This window comes from Defluviimonas sp. D31, assembly GCF_033436765.1.
Classification (GTDB): Bacteria; Pseudomonadota; Alphaproteobacteria; order Rhodobacterales; family Rhodobacteraceae; genus Albidovulum.
Genome location: NZ_JAWQFN010000005.1, coordinates 1 through 17133, shown reverse-complemented (window position 1 = coordinate 17133; position 17133 = coordinate 1). Strand labels below are relative to the sequence as shown.

At 69.0% G+C, this 17133-nt stretch carries 19 protein-coding genes; 16 read left to right on the top strand and 3 right to left on the bottom strand.

The genetic code is table 11. From position 1 onward, the window contains the following. Positions 1-31 precede the first annotated feature (31 nt). The 4 genes from recN to R5H32_RS10690 all read left to right on the top strand — a co-directional run bounded on the left by recN (position 32) and on the right by R5H32_RS10690 (position 4474). Positions 32-1675 (top strand): DNA repair protein RecN, encoded by a 1644-nt coding sequence (gene recN / locus R5H32_RS10705; protein WP_318338676.1) that lies wholly within the window; start codon positions 32-34, stop codon positions 1673-1675. A gap of 303 nt (positions 1676-1978) precedes the next feature. After that, positions 1979-3316, top strand: a complete 1338-nt coding sequence (proS, locus tag R5H32_RS10700; protein ID WP_318338675.1) for a proline--tRNA ligase — start codon at positions 1979-1981, stop codon at positions 3314-3316. 3 nt (positions 3317-3319) lie between these two features. Beyond that, on the top strand, positions 3320-3955 hold the full coding sequence (locus R5H32_RS10695; protein ID WP_318338674.1) for a GDSL-type esterase/lipase family protein: 636 nt from the start codon (positions 3320-3322) through the stop codon (positions 3953-3955). Positions 3956-3982: 27 nt separating this feature from the next. Next, on the top strand, positions 3983-4474 hold the full coding sequence (locus R5H32_RS10690; protein ID WP_318338673.1) for a DUF2937 family protein: 492 nt from the start codon (positions 3983-3985) through the stop codon (positions 4472-4474). A gap of 3 nt (positions 4475-4477) precedes the next feature. On the opposite strand, the gene R5H32_RS10685 is transcribed toward R5H32_RS10690, so the two are convergent. Further along, entirely contained in the window at positions 4478-5305 is an 828-nt protein-coding gene (locus R5H32_RS10685; protein ID WP_318338672.1) for an MBL fold metallo-hydrolase, read from the bottom strand. Positions 5306-5508: 203 nt separating this feature from the next. Between R5H32_RS10685 and R5H32_RS10680 the strand changes: the two genes are divergently transcribed. From R5H32_RS10680 to R5H32_RS10655, 6 genes are all read left to right on the top strand, one after another. Further along, positions 5509-6756 (top strand): lipoprotein-releasing ABC transporter permease subunit, encoded by a 1248-nt coding sequence (locus R5H32_RS10680; protein ID WP_318338895.1) that lies wholly within the window; start codon positions 5509-5511, stop codon positions 6754-6756. Continuing rightward, positions 6749-7426, top strand: a complete 678-nt coding sequence (locus R5H32_RS10675) for an ABC transporter ATP-binding protein (RefSeq protein WP_318338671.1) — start codon at positions 6749-6751, stop codon at positions 7424-7426. Before R5H32_RS10680 ends, R5H32_RS10675 begins: the two co-directional genes overlap by 8 nt. Before the next feature lie 29 nt (positions 7427-7455). Then, entirely contained in the window at positions 7456-8433 is a 978-nt protein-coding gene (locus R5H32_RS10670; RefSeq protein ID WP_318338670.1) for an Ldh family oxidoreductase, read from the top strand. 71 nt (positions 8434-8504) lie between these two features. Then, entirely contained in the window at positions 8505-8903 is a 399-nt protein-coding gene (locus R5H32_RS10665) for a cytochrome c (protein WP_318338669.1), read from the top strand. A 59-nt stretch (positions 8904-8962) separates the two neighbouring features. Further along, positions 8963-9364 (top strand): cytochrome c, encoded by a 402-nt coding sequence (locus R5H32_RS10660; protein ID WP_318338668.1) that lies wholly within the window; start codon positions 8963-8965, stop codon positions 9362-9364. A 28-nt stretch (positions 9365-9392) separates the two neighbouring features. Next, the gene (locus R5H32_RS10655; protein WP_318338667.1) at positions 9393-10004 is read left to right on the top strand and encodes a glutathione S-transferase; all 612 of its coding nucleotides are present in this window, start codon (positions 9393-9395) and stop codon (positions 10002-10004) included. Positions 10005-10007: 3 nt separating this feature from the next. Here R5H32_RS10655 and R5H32_RS10650 read toward each other — a convergent pair whose 3' ends face one another. Together R5H32_RS10650 and R5H32_RS10645 are read right to left on the bottom strand one after the other, a co-directional pair. After that, a complete protein-coding gene (locus R5H32_RS10650; protein ID WP_318338666.1) occupies positions 10008-10796 on the bottom strand; it encodes a hypothetical protein in 789 nt (262 codons plus the stop codon). 246 nt (positions 10797-11042) lie between these two features. Further along, positions 11043-13373, bottom strand: coding sequence for a Tex family protein (locus R5H32_RS10645; protein ID WP_318338665.1), 2331 nt, complete (start codon positions 13371-13373; stop codon positions 11043-11045). Between the two features lie 255 nt (positions 13374-13628). On the opposite strand from R5H32_RS10645, the gene R5H32_RS10640 reads away from it, so the two are divergent. The 6 genes from R5H32_RS10640 to R5H32_RS10615 are packed head-to-tail and all read left to right on the top strand — an operon-like array spanning position 13629 to position 16947. Next, the gene (locus R5H32_RS10640; protein WP_318338664.1) at positions 13629-13916 is read left to right on the top strand and encodes a hypothetical protein; all 288 of its coding nucleotides are present in this window, start codon (positions 13629-13631) and stop codon (positions 13914-13916) included. 4 nt (positions 13917-13920) lie between these two features. After that, entirely contained in the window at positions 13921-14301 is a 381-nt protein-coding gene (locus tag R5H32_RS10635; protein WP_318338663.1) for a hypothetical protein, read from the top strand. Positions 14302-14310: 9 nt separating this feature from the next. Further along, positions 14311-14478 carry a hypothetical protein gene (locus R5H32_RS10630; protein ID WP_318338662.1) on the top strand — a complete coding sequence of 56 codons (168 nt, stop codon included), beginning with the start codon at positions 14311-14313 and terminating at the stop codon, positions 14476-14478. Between the two features lie 9 nt (positions 14479-14487). Further along, the gene (locus R5H32_RS10625; protein WP_318338661.1) at positions 14488-15900 is read left to right on the top strand and encodes an APC family permease; all 1413 of its coding nucleotides are present in this window, start codon (positions 14488-14490) and stop codon (positions 15898-15900) included. Between the two features lie 55 nt (positions 15901-15955). Next, positions 15956-16651 carry a hypothetical protein gene (locus tag R5H32_RS10620; RefSeq protein ID WP_318338660.1) on the top strand — a complete coding sequence of 232 codons (696 nt, stop codon included), beginning with the start codon at positions 15956-15958 and terminating at the stop codon, positions 16649-16651. Further along, entirely contained in the window at positions 16648-16947 is a 300-nt protein-coding gene (locus R5H32_RS10615) for a hypothetical protein (RefSeq protein WP_318338659.1), read from the top strand. The genes R5H32_RS10620 and R5H32_RS10615 overlap by 4 nt, the downstream gene beginning before the upstream one ends. Positions 16948-17133: the final 186 nt, after the last annotated feature.

Below are 17133 nucleotides of genomic sequence, written 5' to 3'. Positions count from 1 at the left end.
TGCGCTGAAGCGCACGCTCCGGGGGGCGGGCATGCTCAGGTCGCTGCAAATCCGCGACATGCTGATCATCGAACGGCTGGAACTGGATTTCCAGCCGGGTCTCAATGTGCTCACCGGCGAGACGGGGGCTGGCAAGTCGATCCTCCTCGACTGCCTCGGTTTCGTGCTCGGCTGGCGCGGCAGGGCCGAACTGGTGCGCACGGGTGCCGCGCAGGGCGAGGTGACGGCCGTTTTCGACCTGCCCGAAGGCCATGCGGCCCGCGCGATCCTGACCGAGGCGGGGCTCGCTGCCGAGGATGAGCTGATCCTGCGCCGGGTGAACGCTGCCGACGGGCGCAAGACCGCCTATGTCAACGACCGCCGGACCTCGGGCGAGGTCCTGCGGGCGCTCTCGGACACGCTGATCGAGCTTCACGGCCAGCATGACGACCGCGGGCTCTTGAACCCGCGCGGGCACCGCCAGCTTCTCGATGCCTTTGCCGGCGCGGACCTCGGGCCGGTGCGCCGCGCCTGGGCCGCGCGCGCCGCCGCGCGCCGGGCCCTGGAGACGGCCGAGGCCGACCTTGTCGCGATGCGCGCCGAGGAAGATTTCCTGCGCCATGCGGTGGCCGAACTGGACGCGCTCGACCCGGTGCCGGGCGAGGAGGCCGAGCTCGACAGCCGGCGCAGGACGATGCAGGCCGCGGCGCGGATCCGCGACGACATCGCGCGCGCGGTGCAGGCGCTCGGTTCGGACGGGGCCGAAGGGCTGATGGCCGATGCGGGTCGCTGGCTCGATGGCGCGGCGGACAAGGCCGAAGGGCGGCTCGACGGCGCGATCGCGGCTTTGGAGCGGGCCCTGACGGAACTCGGCGAGGCGGCGCAGGCGGCCGAGACCTGTCTCGAGGCGCTGAGCTTCGACCCCCGCGAGATCGAGGCGGTCGAGGAGCGGCTGTTCGCGATCCGCGGGCTCGCGCGCAAGCACGGGGTGCTCGCCGACGACCTTGGCAGTTTCGCGGAGGAGCTGCGCGGCCGGCTTGCGGCCGTCGATGGCGGGGCCGAGAACATCCGCAGCCTCACCGAAGCGTTGGTGGCGGCGGATGCCGCCTATGATGCTGCTGCGGCGGCGTTGGGCGAGGCCCGGCGCGAGGCGGCCGGGCGGCTCGACGCGGGCGTGGCGGCGGAGCTTGCGCCCTTGAAGATGGAGCGCGCCCATTTCGCCACGGAGATCACTCCGGGCGAGGCGGGGCCGGAGGGTCGCGACCAGGTCGCCTTCACTGTCGCGACCAATCCCGGAGCGCCGGCCGGCCCTCTGAACCGGATCGCCTCGGGGGGTGAGCTATCGCGTTTCCTGCTTGCGCTCAAGGTCGTGCTTGCGCGGGGTGGCGAGGCGCTGACGATGATCTTCGACGAGATCGACCGCGGCGTGGGCGGCGCGACCGCAGATGCGGTGGGTCGTCGGCTCGCGCGGCTTGCGGAGACGGCGCAGATCCTGGTCGTGACCCACAGCCCCCAGGTCGCCGCGCGCGGCGCCCATCACTGGCGGGTGGAAAAGCGCGTCGCGGCGGGGATGACGACATCGACGGTCGTGCCGCTGGCTCCGGCGGAGCGGGTCGGAGAACTGGCACGGATGCTTGCGGGCGAGAATGTTACCGACGCCGCCCGCGATGCCGCCCGCGCGCTTCTGACCGGCTGAGTCTTTCTCAAAGGCGGCGCCCGTTCCGGGCGCCATGAGATCTCTCGCCCCCTGCTGCCGCAGGGGGCTCGGATATGTCTCCGGCGGGGACTCTTGGTGCAAGATGAAAGTGCGACCGCGGTTTCGCCTTGCCGGAAATATCCCCGCCGGAGGCACCTGAGCCGACGCGCGGAACGCGCGGCGGGCGAGGGGAGACAGTGGCCCGCAACGGGCCTCCGCCGGATCACGACGCTGCCGCCGGCTTGCCTGATGCCGGTCTTTCGCATAAGCGGGGACGAACGACTTCCAAGGATCGAGACCCCGATGCGTCTTTCCCGCTATTTCCTGCCCGTCCTCAAGGAAAACCCCGCCGACGCGCAGATCGTCAGCCACCGCTACATGCTGCGCGCGGGCATGATCAAGCAGCAGGCCGCCGGGATCTATTCCTGGCTGCCGATGGGTTTCCGGGTCCTGAAGCGCATCGAGGAGATCGTGCACCAGGAACAGATCCGCGCCGGCCATATCCCGATGCTGATGCCGACGCTCCAGCCCGCCGATCTCTGGCGCGAGTCCGGGCGCTACGACGATTACGGCGAGGAGATGCTGCGCATCACTGACCGCCACAAGCGCGACATGCTCTACGGGCCGACGAACGAGGAGATGATCACCGACATCTTCCGCGCCCATGTCGGCTCCTACAAGGACCTGCCGCTGACGCTCTACCACGTCCAGTGGAAGTTCCGCGACGAGATCCGCCCCCGGTTCGGCGTCATGCGCGGCCGCGAGTTCTACATGAAGGACGGCTACAATTTCGACCTGACCAAGGAAGACGCGCTCCACGCCTACAACCGCCATCTCGTCAGCTATCTCCGCACCTACGAGCGGATGGGGCTCCAGGCGATCCCGATGCGCGCCGACTCCGGTCCGATCGGCGGCGACGACACCCATGAATTCCTAGTCCTCGCCGCGACCGGCGAAAGCGAGGTCTTCTACGACAGCGCCATCACCGACCTGAAGTTCGGCGACCGCGAGATCGACTACGACGATCACGCCGCCTGCCGCGGGGTGCTGGAGGAGTTCACCTCGCGCTATGCCCGCACCGACGAGACCCATGACGAGGCGGTGTTCAACCAGATACCCGAAGAGCGCCGCCGGGTGGCGCGCGGCATCGAGGTCGGCCAGATCTTCTACTTCGGCACCAAGTATTCCGAGCCGATGGGTGCCATGGTGGTCAACGACAAGGGCGAGCGGGTGCCGGTCCACATGGGCTCGCACGGGATCGGCGTCTCGCGGCTTGTCGGCGCGATCATCGAGGCCTCCCACGACGAGAAGGGCATCATCTGGCCCGAGGGTGTCACGCCCTTCCACTGCGGCATCGTCAACCTCAAGCAGGGTGATGCGGCGACCGACGCGGCCTGCGCCGAGATCTACGGCGCGCTGACCGCGAAGGGGCTCGAGCCGCTCTATGACGACCGCGACGAGCGGGCGGGCGCCAAGTTCGCGACGATGGACCTGATCGGCCTGCCGTGGCGGATCACCGTCGGCCCGCGCGGCCTCGCCGCCGGCAAGGTCGAGGTCACCTCGCGCCGCACCGGAGAGAGCGAGGAGATGAGCGTGCTCGCCGCGGTCGACCGGATCGCCGCCCTCTACAAGGGCGTCTGACCCGTGGCCGAGATCATGGCCTTCGGCGACAGCCTGACCTGGGGGTCGCGTCCCGATGGTCTTGGCCGTCACGCGGCGGAGGATCGCTGGCCGAACGTTCTGGCGGCCGGGCTCGAGGGCGTCAGGGTCGCCGCCGAGGGGCTTCGGGGCCGTACCACGGCCTACGACCGGCAATCCGCGTCCTGCGACACGAACGGCGCGCGGGTCCTGCCCGTGCTATTGCACAGCCACGCGCCGCTCGACGCGGTCGTGGTCATGCTCGGAAGCAACGATATCTGGGAAGACCATCCGATCTGGAGGGTCTGGGACGGGCTGATGCGGGTCGTCGAGGTGATCCACCACCATGCCTACCGGCTGCCCGCGCCGCACCGTCCGGACGTGCTGCTCGTCGCGCCGCCGGCGATGGTCGCCTGTGCCGATCCCGATGTCACGCCCTCCAAGATCGCGGCCTCCGAGGCCTATGCCGAGGTCGTGCAGCGGGTGGCCGAGGCCCATGCGCTGCCCTGGTTCGATGCGGGGACCGTGGCGCGGGCCTCGGTGCTCGATGGCGTCCATCTCGACGCCGAGGCGACGCGGGCCGTGGGCCGCGCGCTTCGCGCGCCAGTCGCGGCGCTTCTCTCGGGCCGCGAAACCCGCTAGAGAGGAGCTGGGGCAGGAGGCCAATCGGTGCTCAAGGTTCTAAGTTTCACGGGCGCGCTCGCCGGTGCGGCGGCGCTGTCGCAGTTCCCCGAGTTTTCGCAGCAATACCTGCAGCGGCTCGGCGGGCAGGTCGACGCCCTCGGTCAGATCACGGCGGAATTCGACGCCTCCGCCGAGAAGGCGGGGTTGAGCCGCGACGAGGCGCTGGCGACCATGTCCGGAACCGAGTTCCTCGGCTACCGGCAGGAGGACATGCGCCGCGCCTTCGCGCGCCACGACCGGCTGTCGTCCGACCTCGCGCTCCTGCGCGTCGCCGGGCCATTCGAGCGGGTGCTCCTGCCGCACCGCTTCGCCGATCGCGACCTGCTGGAGGCGACCTTGGCGGATTTCAAGCCGGCGATGCCGGTGACGACCGCCGGTCTGGCGACGGCCGGGGCGGGCTTTGCCGGAGGCTGGGCGGCGGTGGCGGGGCTCCTGTCGCTGATCCTCTCGCCTTTCCGGCGCCGGCGCCTCGACTAGCGGTCAGTTCGCGAGCCCCGCCTCGGTGAGGTAGGTGGCCATCCCCTCGATATTCATCGGCCGCCAGTCGGCATACTGGCCCCAGCCGGAATAGGCGTCCATCGTCACCTCGGCCTGAAGGTCGGCGACCGACTTGCCGGCCTTGAGCCCGTCGAGCACCGCCGCGCGCAGTTCCTCGATATAGATGCGGGTCGGCGCGAGATCGGCATGAGTGCCGATCCGGCCGTGACCGGGCGCGAAGGTCTCGAAATCGAGGCTCTCGGCCTTGGCGATCTGTTGGGTCCAGTCGTCGATATTGGCGGCACCGAAGGTCTGGTAGGGCAGCCGTTCGGGCGAGGACACATCGACGATGAAGCCGACGTTCTCGGGCCGCACCAACACCGCGATCATGTCCTCGCCGTGGCCGGGGCCGAGGTAGGTGAGCTCGAAGGTCTTGCCGCCAAGCTCGAAGCTGTGCGTGTCGGCGAAGCGTTCGGTCGGGGTGACGCCGTCGATCTCGGCGGGCGCGTTTTCGTGCGCGATCACATGGGCGCCCTCGTAGACCGCCCCGCCCGAGGCGTGGTCGGCGTGGGAATGCGAATAAATGAGGTGGGTGACCGGCTGGTCGGTGACCTGGGCCAGGTTCTCCTTCAGCCAGGTCGCGGCCTCGGCGTCGATCGGGTCGACCACGACGGTGCCCTCGCCGGTCGCCACGACCAGCGAGTAGTGGAAGTTGTTCTGGAACCGGTAGACGTCGCCCGCGACGTTCTCGATCGCGCGGGTCGCTTCCTGGGCAAACGCGGATGTCGAGAGCGCGAGCGCCGCAGCGAGCGAAAGGGTGATCCGTGTCATGTCGTCCTCCCGTTGTTCGTGCGCGCGAATGATGCGGGGCGCGGGGGCAGGGGGGCAACGCGCGCGGGCATCACGTTCCGGTGAGCGGTTGCCGGGGCGGCGGGCTTCCGCGCCTTGACCCGGCGCGCCATTCGGCGCATGTGTCCGCCCGACCAGAGAGGGAGCAGACCTTGGCGACCGCGCCGTTTTCCGCCTTCGAATTCATGATCGCCTGGCGCTACCTGCGCGCGCGCCGCGCAGAGGGGGGCGTGAGCGTCATGACCTGGATCAGCCTCATCGGCATCGCGCTCGGCGTGATGGCGCTGATCGTGACGCTGGCGGTCAGGGCCGGTTTCCGGACCGAGTTCGTTGACACCATCCTCGGTTCGAACGCCCATGTCGCGGTGAGCCGCGCGACCTGGGTCGATGAGAACGGCGTATCCAGCCGGGCGATCCCCGAGGCCGAGCGGCTGGCCGAGGCGGTTCGCGCCATCCCCGGCGTCACCCGCGCCGCGCCGATCATCCGCGGCCAGGCGATGGTGACGCTCAACGACCGGTCCAACGTCGCCGAGGTCTACGGCATTTCGCTCGACGATCTGAAGACCATCCCACGGGTCGCGGGCTCGGACGAGGCGCTCGGTGAAATCGAGCGGTTCGGCGAGGGCATGGCGATCGGCGTCGGGATCGCCCGCGATCTCGGGGTCGGCATCGGCGACCGGGTGAAGCTCATTCAGCCGAGCGGGGCGAAGACCGCCTTCGGCACGAGCCCACGCGTCAATGCCTACGAGGTCGTCTATATCTTCTCGGCCGGGCGCTGGGACATCGACCGCACAAGGATCTACCTGCCCTACGAGGAGGCGCAGAGCTTCTTCAACCGCGAGGCCGGGGCAGACGAGATCGAGGTCTATGTCGCCGATCCCGAGGCGATCGACAGCTATGGCCCGGCGCTCTACGAGGCCGGCGGCGACGGCACCATCCTCTGGACCTGGCGCGATTCCTCGGGGGCGTTCCTCAACGCGCTCGACATCGAGGATGACGTGATGTTCCTGATCCTCGCGCTGGTGGTGATGATCGCGGCGCTGAACATCACCTCGGGCCTCGTGATGCTGGTGAAGAACAAGGGCCGCGACATCGGCATCCTCAGGACCATGGGCCTGACCGAGGGCTCGGTGTTGCGGGTCTTCTTCCTCTGCGGCGCGTTCACCGGCGTGATCGGAACGCTGGCGGGCGTGGTCCTTGGCTGCGTCATCGCGCTCAACATCGATGCGATCATGTCGGCGATCAATTGGATGACCGGCGGCGGTGCCTGGGACCCCTCGATCCGCGGGATCTACCGGCTTCCGGCCGAGCTTCGCGCCTGGGACCTGGGGCGTGCGGTCGGGCTGTCGCTGCTGCTGTCGTTCCTTGTCACGATCTTCCCGGCGCGGCGGGCCGCGCGGATGAACCCGGTGGAGGCGCTGCGCTATGAGTGAGGCGGTGCTGGCCCTCCAGGGTATCGAGAAGACCTATCTCAGGGGCACGCCGGGCGAGGTAAGGGTCCTGAACGGGCTCGACCTGACGGTCGGGCGTGGCGAGGTCGTGGCGCTGGTGGCGCCGTCGGGGGCGGGCAAGTCGACGCTCCTGCACATCGCGGGGCTTCTCGATACCGCCGATACCGGAACGGTGTCGATCGGCGGCAAGGTGATGACCGGGCTCTCCGACCGGGCCCGCACGGCTGCGCGGCGGCAGGACGTGGGCTTCGTCTACCAGTTCCACCACCTCCTGCCGGAATTCACCGCCGAGGAGAACATCGTCCTGCCGCAGCTCGCCAACGGCACCGCCAAGGTGGGAGCCGAGGCGCGGGCGCGCGATCTTCTGGCGCGCGTCGGGATCGCGGCGCGGGCGAAGCACCGGCCGGCCGAGCTGTCGGGCGGCGAGCAGCAGCGCGTGGCCTTTTGCCGGGCGCTCGCCAACCAGCCGAAGCTCCTTCTGGCCGACGAGCCCACCGGCAACCTCGACCCGGCCACCGCCGACCAGGTCTTCGACACGCTGATGGAGCTTGTCCGCGAGACCGGGCTTTCGGCGCTGATCGCCACGCACAATCTGGAACTCGCCGCGCGCATGGACCGTGTGCTGCGGCTCGAGGCGGGCCACCTCGCCTGAGCGGGGCCGCGGGACAAGGGAGAACGACAATGCCGACCATTACCATCGCCGAGATCGAGGCGCGCACGACGGACGCGCTGGTCCGCCACGGCGCCGCCGATTGGGTCGCCGCCGAGGTTGCCCGCGCGGTCGGCCGCGCCGAGGCCACCGGCAACGTGATCTGCGGGCTCTACTATCTCGAGAGCTACTGCCAGCAGCTTGCAAGCGGGCGCGTTAAGGGCGACGTGGAGCCGGTCGTGACGCGACCGCGTCCCGGCGCGGTCCGGGTCGATGCGCGGTTCGGCTTTGCCCAGACCGCTTTCGCGCGGGCCTTGCCCGAGGCGCTGGCGGCGGCGCGGGACTGCGGCACCGCCTCGCTCGCGGTGGGGCATGCCCATACCTGTACCTCGCTTGGCTATTTCACCGAGCAGCTGGCGCAGGCCGGGCTGATCGCGATCGGCTTCACCAATGCCTCGCCGATCGTCGCCCCGCCGGGCGGCAAGGCTCGGGTCATCGGCACGAACCCGATCGCCTGCTCGGTTCCCGACGGGAAGGGCGGGATCGCGATGCAGTTCGACTTCTCGACCTCGGCCGTGGCGCTTGGCAAGATCACCATGGCCAAGGCGGCGGGCGAAAAGATCCCGCTCGGCTGGGCCGTCGATGCCGAGGGCAATCCAACGACCGATCCGGCCGCTGCACTGGGCGGCGCGCTGGTCTCGGCGGGCGGTCACAAGGGCTGGGGCTTTGGCCTGATGGCGGAGATTCTGGCCGCGGGCATGACCGGCGGCGTCAACTCGGTCGACGTGAAGCCGCTGAAGGCGCCCGAGGGGCCGCCGCATGATCTCGGCCAGTTCTACCTCATGATCGACCCGGCGCTGTCGCCGGATTTCGCGGCCCGCTTCGCCCGGCTCGCCGAGGCTGTCGCCGCCGACGAGGGTGCGCGGCTGCCCGGCGCCCGGGTCAAGGGCAAGGACAGCGCCGAGGTGCCGGAGCCGCTCTGGAACCTCGTGCTCGGGCTTTGCGGCTAAAACTGATCCGGATCAAGGCGCAGGACGCGCGCCAGCCCTCAGGATGGGCCTGAACCAGACGGAGATTGCCGATGCGCGCCCTTGCTCTTTTGATCCTCCTTGCCGCGAGCCCGGTCATGGCCGCGGACGACACCGCCCTCGGGCGCGACACCTTCCACGGCTCCTGCGCCTCGTGCCACGGCGCCGAGGCGAAGGGCGGCGGGCCGATGTCCGAGATCCTCACGGTCGAGGTTCCGGACCTCACGACGATCTCGGCGCGCAATGGCGGTGCATTCCCCTGGCTGAAGGTGATCCATATCGTCGATGGCCGCACCGGGCTCCGGGGGCATGGCGATCCGATGCCGGTCTTCGGCGCGGTCTTCACCGGCGATACCTCGGTCGCCGATGCGCGCGACGGCACGCCGGTCATCACCTCGGAGCGGGTGCTCGCGGTGGTCGATTACCTCGCCGCGATCCAGGTAACGCCCTGACCCGGTTGCGGGCGGCGTGCTGGCAGGGCAGAGTGGCGCAAAACGGGCAGGAGGGCAGCATGATCCGGACGGCAGTGGCATTTCTCGCGGCAGGGGCTGCGCTTCTGGCCTGCGCGCCTGAGCAGCAGGTTTCGGGTCGGGCTCTTTATGCGGATTATTGCGCATCGTGCCATGGCGCGGGCGGCAAGGGCGACGGGCCGGCGGCAAAGGGGCTCGGCAAGAAGCCGGCCGATCTGACGACGATCGCCGCGCGCAACGGCGGCACCTTCCCGAAGGTGCGAGTGATGTCGGTGATCGACGGCTACACGCGGCGCGGCGACCGCTCCTCGGCGATGCCGGAACTGGGCGTGGCGCTACAGGAAGGTCCGCTCGTCATGGTCGACACCGGCGAGGGCGTGCTGACACCGACCCCTGTGAACCTCGTCGCGCTGGCAGATTACCTCGAAAGGCTGCAAGAATAGTCTTCAAGGCACGACAGATGGGGGAAGGATGCGCGCGGAACTGGCCTATTTCCCGGGATCGCCCTTCGCGCGCATGGGCCGCGTCCTGATCGCCGAGTGGGGGCTTGCCGTGAAGCCGGTGGAATGGCGCTTTCCGCCCCCGGTGGAACTCTTCGCGCTCAATCCGCTCGGACAAGTCCCGGCGCTGCTCTTTGGCGACGAGGCGGTGTTTCCGACCTTCATGATCCTCGAACGGCTCTGGGAGATGGCTGGCTGGCCCGATGAGGGCTACCGCCCCGGTGCCGAACGGCAGATGCTCCTGACGACATTGCAGGCGGGCGACGCGCTCGCCGCCGCCTTCTACCAGGACTGGAGCGGCCTGCGTCCGGTGGCCGAGAACCACGTCGGCTTCGATCCCGCCGCGCGCAACCTCGAACGCTTCGCTCGCACGCTTGACTGGCTCGAGGCGCGCGCCGCCAAAGGCGTGCTGCGGCCGGGCATCACGCTGCCCGGCGTGGCTGCGGCCTGTCTGCTGCTCTGGTCGGAGGCGCGCGGCGGCCCCTACTGGGCCGGGCGGCCGCACCTTTGGTCGATCGTCCGGGCGCTCGCGGGCCGCGACAGTTTCCACGCGACCGTGCCGCAGTCCTGGGCGCCGGTCTGACGCTCAGAGCAGCGCCGCGACCGAGCGGCCGAGCCGGAACGGCGCGGCGAAGGCGACGAGGCAGAGCGCGATCACCTGCAGCGTCAGGATCTGCGAGTTCTCCTGCAGGAACTCCCATTCCGCCTTGAGCCGCCTCAGCTGCTCGATCAGCTCCTCATAGGCGCTCGCGATCACCCGGTATTCCGCGCCGATCGCGACGAGATCGGAATTGCCATCGAGCGCCTCGAGCGCCGCCTGGGTCGTCTCGTCATGGGCGGCGAAGGCGAGGAAAGTCGCCGGATCGAACTGTTCGGCCTCGGCCCGCATCGCGTCCTGGCTCATGCCTCCAGGGCTGTCCGCCTCGCGCGGATCACCGAAGAGGAAGCGCAGCGCCGAGAGTGGCACGGTGGTCTGGGTGACCTCGAGAAAGAGCGGCAGGCCGCGGTTCTCGGCGGTCGAGGCGGAGAGGAACTCGACCTTGTTGCAGAGCGCGCGGACATGGGGCTGGAACGGGCCGGGATGGCGGTCGCCCTCGCAGTGTACCAGCCGGAACCGCGCCGCGTCACGGTCGAAGGCACGGGTCGTGGCATAGGCGATGTCGATCTGGCGGTCGAGCCGGGAACTGTCGGCGGTGTAGACCTCTGCCAGAACGGCGGCAAGCGCCCCGATGCCGCCGAGCAGGACCCAGATCAGGTCGGCGACCTTCCAGGCCCGGGCCTCGGCGCCATGACGGAAGAGCGGCAGCACCGCCGCGAGCCCGGCGCCGAAGCAGAGGGCCAGGAGGAGGAGCTGATTGTCGATGATGAAGGACATGGTTCCCGGCGCCGGTGCTCGTCAAATGCGGATCAGACCGGGTCGGATCGGACGGGGCCGGGCGCTTCCCTCCCCCCCTCGTGGGGGAGGGAGAGGGAGGGGGGCTGACAGCCGGGCGGCGCCCCCCACCCCCATCCCCTCCCCACGAGGGGGAGGGGAGGCTCCCGAACCCGGCCTGTCGCGATGGTTCGATCAGTTTCGGCAGAAGCCTGACCGAGCCGAGGCCTGATGGCAAGCGGTGCGCACTCAGCGCTTGCGCATCGCGTCGAGAAGGGCCGCGCCGAGCGCGCCGGTCGAGGAAGCACCGGAGGGCGCGCCCTTGGGGCCAGCGCTCGTCGGCCACTTCGGGGGCAATGCCGCCGGGCCGCCGGGCCGCGCCCCGCGCGCCGCACCGTCCTCGCGCGCAGAGTTGCCGCCGTCCTTGCGCATGGTGAGCCCGATGCGCTTGCGCGCCACGTCGACCTCGGTCACCCTCACCTTCACGACGTCGCCCGCCTTCACCACCTCGTGCGGATCCTTCACGAAGCGGTCGGCGAGCTGGCTGACATGGACGAGGCCGTCCTGGTGCACGCCGATATCGACGAAGGCGCCGAAGGCGGCGACGTTCGTGACTGTGCCCTCCAGCACCATGCCGGGCTTCAGGTCCTTGATGTCCTCGACCCCGTCGGCGAAACTCGCTGTGACGAAGCTCGGGCGCGGATCGCGGCCGGGCTTTTCCAGTTCCGCGAGGATGTCGCGCACCGTCGGCAGGCCGAATTTCCCATCGACGAACTCCTCGGCCCGGAGCCGGCGCAGCGCCGCCGTGTCGCCCATCAGCGCCCGCAGGTCGCGGCCGCAGGCCTTCACGATGCGGCGGGCGACGTCGTAGGCCTCGGGGTGGACGGCGGAGGCGTCGAGCGGCTCGGCGCCTTCGCGGATCCTGAGAAAGCCCGCGCATTGCTCGAAGGCGCGGGGGCCGAGGCGGGTGACGTCGAGAAGGTCCTTGCGCGAGCGGAAGGCGCCCTTGGCGTCACGATGCGCCACGATCGCCTCGGCGAGGCCGGGGCCGAGGCCGGAGACATGGGCCAGAAGTGGCGCCGAGGCGGTGTTGAGATCGACGCCCACCGCGTTCACCGCATCCTCCACCACGGCTTCGAGTGCGCGCGACAGCCGGTGCTGGTCGACATCGTGCTGGTACTGGCCGACGCCGATCGACTTCGGCTCGATCTTCACCAGTTCCGCGAGCGGGTCCTGCAGCCGCCGCGCGATCGAGACCGCGCCGCGCAAGGAGACGTCGAGATCGGGGAACTCCCGCGCCGCCAGTTCGGAGGCCGAATAGACCGAGGCGCCGGCCTCGGAGACGACGACCTTGGTGGGCGCCTTCACGCCCTTCGGCAAGAGCTTCAGCGTCTCGGCCACCAGCCGCTCGGTCTCGCGGCTCGCGGTGCCGTTGCCGATGGCGATGAGCTCGACGCCGTGGTTCGCGATGAGCTGGAAGATCGCGGCTTGCGCGCCGCGCAGGTCGTTCTTCGGCTGGAACGGATAGAGCGTCTCGGTCGCGACGAGCTTGCCGGTCGCATCGACGACGGCGGCCTTGACCCCGGTGCGGATGCCGGGATCGAGGCCGAGCGTCGCGCGCGGCCCGGCCGGGGCGGCGAGCAGCAGGTCCTTGAGATTGCGGGCGAAGACCTGGATCGCCTCCTCATGGGCGCGGGCGCGCAAGCTGCCGAGCAGGTCGAGCATCATCGTCATCGAGAGCTTCACCCGCCAGGTCCAGCCCGCGACGCCGCGCAGCCACTCGTCGCCCTTTCCGGCGCCGCGCGGGTCGAGTGCGGCCGCGACGATCGCCTCGGCGCGGGCCGCGCCTGCCTCGGGTTCGGGGCCGATGTCGAGCGTCACGACCCCCTCGTTCGAGGCGCGCAAGAGCGCCAGCGCCCGGTGCGAGGGGATGGTCGCCCAGGACTCGCGGTGGTCGAAATAGTCGGAGAACTTGGCGCCCTTCTCCTCCTGTCCTGCGATCACCTTGGCGCTGACCACGGCCTCCTTCTGCATGAAGTCCCGGAGCCCGCCAAGGAGGCCCGCGTTTTCCGCGAGCCCTTCAGCGATGATGTCGCGGGCGCCCGCGAGCGCGTCCTTCACGGTCGGCACCGCCTCGGTCACGAAACCGGCGGCCAGCGCCTCGGGGTCGGTCTTGCGGTCGGCGAGGATCGCCTCGACCAGGGGTTCCAGCCCGTTCTCCCGCGCGATCATCGCCTTGGTGCGGCGCTTGGGCTTGTAGGGCAGGTAGATGTCCTCGAGCTCGGCCTTGGTCACCGCCTTCGCAATGGAAACGGCAAGCTCGTCGGTCAGCTTGTCCTGCGACTTGATCGAGTCGAGGATCGCCGCGCGCCGCGCCTCCAGCTCGCGCAGGTAGGTGAGCCGGTCGGCCAGAGTCCGGAGCTGGGTGTCGTCGAGCCCGCCCGTCACCTCCTTGCGGTAGCGCGCGACGAAGGGCACCGTCGCGCCCTCGTCGAGAAGCGTCACGGCAGCGGTGACCTGTTCGGGACGGGCGCCGATCTCGGTCGCGATGGTCCCGGCGATGCGTCTTGCAGTGTCCAAGGGGCTCCTCCGGTCGGTTGGGACACCCTTCTTAGCCACGCCGCGCGGTCGCGCCAAGGGGTCGTCCACCGATCGCGCCTGGCATGCCCCGCCGACGCTGAAATCCGCCGTCCGGTCCCTGCAGCGCGAACCGCCCGAAATGATCGCTTGACAGAATGCCGCAGGAGGAGTTTCCTCATATTTAAAAAAGTTGCCTAGAATGCGATCCGCACGGCAACCCGGTGTGCGGACGCCACTCACCAGCAGGAGAATGGAATGTCTGACCTCAGTCGGAGAATAGCCGCAATGCACAGGCGCGACGTCCTCGTGGCCTGGGCTTTCGTGATCGGCCTGTGGCTGGCCATCGTCTTCGTCGCGATCGCCACCTGGTCCCTGGCGCCGAGCGGGAGCGCGCGCACGGTGCTGCTGATCGGTGGCGCGACGCTGCTCGTTTTCAATACCGCCGCGATCCTCGCGATGCTCCGGCATTACCGGCAGGACCGCGATTTCATGTACGGGCTCGACATCAAGTTCCTCGATGCCGCCCGCGCGCTGAGGAGGTGAGCACATGGCCCGCTACATCCCCCCGGTTCAAAGCAAGGTCGGCCAGATCATCGACGTGATCGTGCTGCTCGTCCTTGCGGTCGGCGCGCTCTACATCCCGCTCTGGATGGGGCTCGCCGGCAGCAGCAAGGTGCCCGTCCCGGTCGACAACCCGAACTGGGAGAGCCTCGGCCAGACCCCGGCGATGGTCGAGAAATGGGGCCAGCTCGGCTATGCCGATGCGGCCTCGGCGGCCGAGATCATCTCGGCGCGGTTCGACTACAGCTTCAGCCTCGGAAGCCTCGTGCTGATGATCGTGGTGATCGTCGGCTACTACGCGATCATGCTGCGCTTCTCCGAGAAGGAGTTCCGCGAGGTGATTTCCGAGAAATTCGGTGAACGCTGAGGGGGCATCATGGACATCTGGAATCTCATGGAATACGCGGCCTGGGCGCTTTCGGCGGTCTTTGGCCTTTTCATCGTCATCGACTGGCTCAGGACCGACAGCACCTATTCCGAGGAGGTTCTCACCTCCTCGCGGGAAGGCGAGCTCGAGGCCCTGACCGAAGAGCATCACGGATAGGGGCGCGTCATGGTTGAAACTGCAACGCAAATCCCCGCAAGCATCGCCGCGAGCACACCCGAGAAGGTCGGGCTCCTGCGGGTGCTCGGCCCCGCCCATGTCTGGGCGCTGGGCGTCGGCATCGTGCTTGTCGGCGAATACATGGGCTGGAACTTCGCGGTCGGGAAGGGCGGCGCCTATGCCGCGCTGATCGCCTGCTGGTTCGCGGGTGTGCTCTACACCTGCGTCGCGATGATCGACAGCGAGGTCACCTCCACCGTCGCCGCGGCCGGCGGGCAATACACGCAGGCCAAGCACATCGTCGGGCCGCTCATGGCCTTCAACGTCGGGCTCTACCTCGTCTTCGCCTACACGATGCTCGAGGCGGCGAACGCGATCACGGTGGGCTTCCTCGTCGATACCGTGGCGGTGATGACCGGGCATGACGGGCTCGACCAGCGCCCCTTCATCATCCTCGCGATCATGTTCCTCGCCTGGCTCAACTACCGCGGCGTGCTGGCGACGCTGAGTTTCAGCCTGGTGATCACCGCGATCGCCTTCTCGGCGATCATCATCCTCTTCGTCGCCACCGCGCCCTTCATGGGCGAAAGCCCGCTCCGCCATGCCGAGCTGATGACCGATCTGCCCTATGGCTGGCTCGGCGTGCTCGCCTCGATGCATTTCGGGCTCTGGTACTACCTCGGCATCGAGGGCACGACCCAGGCGGCCGAGGAGGTGCGCTCGCCCGCCCGCGCGCTGCCCTTCGGCACGCTCGCGGGGATCATCACGCTCCTCATCGCAGCGACGCTGACCTGGTATGTCTGCGTCGGCCTGATGCCGTGGGAATATCTCGGCCAGGCGGGCGTGCCGCTCTTCGACGCGGCGCGGCTGTCGGGCTCGACCTTCCTGATGGTGCTTCTGGGCATCGGCACGCTCTTCGCCACGCTCGCCTCGGCCAACGGCTGCATCTGCGACGCCTCGCGCGCCTGGTTCGCGATGGGCCGCGACCACTACCTGCCGTCGTGGTTCGGCGCGGTGCATCCGACCTACAGGACGCCCTACCGCTCGATCATCTTCCTCGTGCCGATCGCGCTGATCTTCGCGCTCGGCGCGCCGCTCGACCAGGTTATCACCTTCTCGATCCTCTCGGGGCTTCTGGAATACACATTCATGCCGCTGAACGTGATCCTGTTCCGGCGGAAATGGCCGCTCGACACGATCAAGCGCGGCTACGAGCATCCGTTCCACCCGATCCCCGCGATCGTGCTTCTCTGCCTCTGCGGCGTGGCCTTCTTCGCGGTGTTCCTCGGCTACGGCACCCAACTCGTGGCGATGGTGAGCTTCTACGTCATCGTCTCGCTCTGGTTCCACTTCTGGCGCTACCGCTTCGTGAGCCGGGCGGCGCAGTTCTCCATGCCGTGGCCGCGCCCGGCGGGGTACTGACGACAAGGACCGGCCCGCCCCTGCCGGCGGGCCGGTCGCAACGGGAGGGATGCCGATGGAAAACCTGCTGTTCGGGCTTCTCGCCGCCGGTCTCGGCGCCGCGCTCGCGGTCCAGCTGTGGCGGGGCCGCGGCGCCGGGCGCCGCCGCTCCGCGACCCGCGCGCAGTTCTTCGACGCCTGCGCCGGGCATCTCGGCGACAGTCGGATCACCGTCGCGCCGACCGGTTTCCCGCGCCTCGGCGGACGCTTCCGGGGCCTGCCCGTCGATCTCCAGGCGGTGCCCGACACGCTCACCTTCCGCAAGTTGCCGGCGCTCTGGGTGCTGGTGACGTTGCCCGGACCGCTGCCGGTGCGGTCGACCTTCGACCTGATGATCCGCCCGACCGGGGTCGAGCCCTTCTCGAATTTCGACCGCCTGCCCGATCAGATCGCCGCGCCCGAGGGCTTCCCGCCCGACTGCGCGATCCGCACCGACGCGCCTGCGGACCTGCCCGACGAGGCGCTGCTGCGCCGCCACCTCGGCCTCTTCGCCGCCGAACGCGTCAAGGAACTGATGATCTCGCCGAAGGGTCTGCGCCTCGTCTGGCTTGCCGAGGAGGCCCATCGCGGCCGCTACCTGATCTATCGCGACACCGAGATGGGCGAGACTGCATTCCCGCCCGAGCAACTGATGCCGCTTCTGGACGCGCTCATCGCGCTCAGGGCGGATATCCTCAATTCCGAGATTTCCGAAGAGCGACTGAGCGCATGACCCCGACATCGCAGAGGCCCGTGAACCCCTACCTGGTGCTCGCCGCGGCGATTCTCCTGCCGGGGACCGGGCAGGTCCTGAACCGCCAGCCGGTCCGCGGGCTGACCTTCCTGTTCTTCATGCTCCTGCTCGGCGGTTTCACGCTGAAGACCGCCGCGGCGGATGTCTCGCTCGTCGGCAAGTTCGCCGGCGGGATCTTCGTCTACGCGATGGCGGTCTTCGACGCCTACAAACACGCGCGAATCCGGGCCGAGATCTGGCGCTACGCTGCGAAGACTGGTTGCGCGCGCGCCTGAGCACATACGCAAACCGGCACGACCCCGCGACGACCCGCATGTAGGGTCGCCGTCCGCCGCCCGGATTCTTGTTGCTCAAATTTTCCTATCCTTAATATTTGTTTCTTCGTAGTTGATGTGTGTTCGGGATGGTGCTAGCGTTTTGGTGAGGCGATCCAAGGGAGTCGAAGATGTGCGGGATTGTGG

Excerpts from the sequence above, each read along its gene's own strand:
- R5H32_RS10615 (WP_318338659.1), top strand. The coding sequence starts at position 16,648 with ATGACCCCGACATCGCAGAGGCCCGTGAACCCCTACCTGGTGCTCGCC.
- R5H32_RS10675 (WP_318338671.1), top strand. The coding sequence starts at position 6,749 with ATGAGTGAGGCGGTGCTGGCCCTCCAGGGTATCGAGAAGACCTATCTC.
- R5H32_RS10630 (WP_318338662.1), top strand. The coding sequence starts at position 14,311 with ATGGACATCTGGAATCTCATGGAATACGCGGCCTGGGCGCTTTCGGCG.
- recN (WP_318338676.1), top strand. The coding sequence starts at position 32 with ATGCTCAGGTCGCTGCAAATCCGCGACATGCTGATCATCGAACGGCTG.
- R5H32_RS10660 (WP_318338668.1), top strand. The coding sequence starts at position 8,963 with ATGATCCGGACGGCAGTGGCATTTCTCGCGGCAGGGGCTGCGCTTCTG.
- R5H32_RS10680 (WP_318338895.1), top strand. The coding sequence starts at position 5,509 with ATGATCGCCTGGCGCTACCTGCGCGCGCGCCGCGCAGAGGGGGGCGTG.
- R5H32_RS10635 (WP_318338663.1), top strand. The coding sequence starts at position 13,921 with ATGGCCCGCTACATCCCCCCGGTTCAAAGCAAGGTCGGCCAGATCATC.
- R5H32_RS10670 (WP_318338670.1), top strand. The coding sequence starts at position 7,456 with ATGCCGACCATTACCATCGCCGAGATCGAGGCGCGCACGACGGACGCG.
- R5H32_RS10665 (WP_318338669.1), top strand. The coding sequence starts at position 8,505 with ATGCGCGCCCTTGCTCTTTTGATCCTCCTTGCCGCGAGCCCGGTCATG.
- proS (WP_318338675.1), top strand. The coding sequence starts at position 1,979 with ATGCGTCTTTCCCGCTATTTCCTGCCCGTCCTCAAGGAAAACCCCGCC.
- R5H32_RS10625 (WP_318338661.1), top strand. The coding sequence starts at position 14,488 with ATGGTTGAAACTGCAACGCAAATCCCCGCAAGCATCGCCGCGAGCACA.
- R5H32_RS10655 (WP_318338667.1), top strand. The coding sequence starts at position 9,393 with ATGCGCGCGGAACTGGCCTATTTCCCGGGATCGCCCTTCGCGCGCATG.
- R5H32_RS10650 (WP_318338666.1), bottom strand. The coding sequence starts at position 10,796 with ATGTCCTTCATCATCGACAATCAGCTCCTCCTCCTGGCCCTCTGCTTC.
- R5H32_RS10620 (WP_318338660.1), top strand. The coding sequence starts at position 15,956 with ATGGAAAACCTGCTGTTCGGGCTTCTCGCCGCCGGTCTCGGCGCCGCG.
- R5H32_RS10685 (WP_318338672.1), bottom strand. The coding sequence starts at position 5,305 with ATGACACGGATCACCCTTTCGCTCGCTGCGGCGCTCGCGCTCTCGACA.
- R5H32_RS10640 (WP_318338664.1), top strand. The coding sequence starts at position 13,629 with ATGTCTGACCTCAGTCGGAGAATAGCCGCAATGCACAGGCGCGACGTC.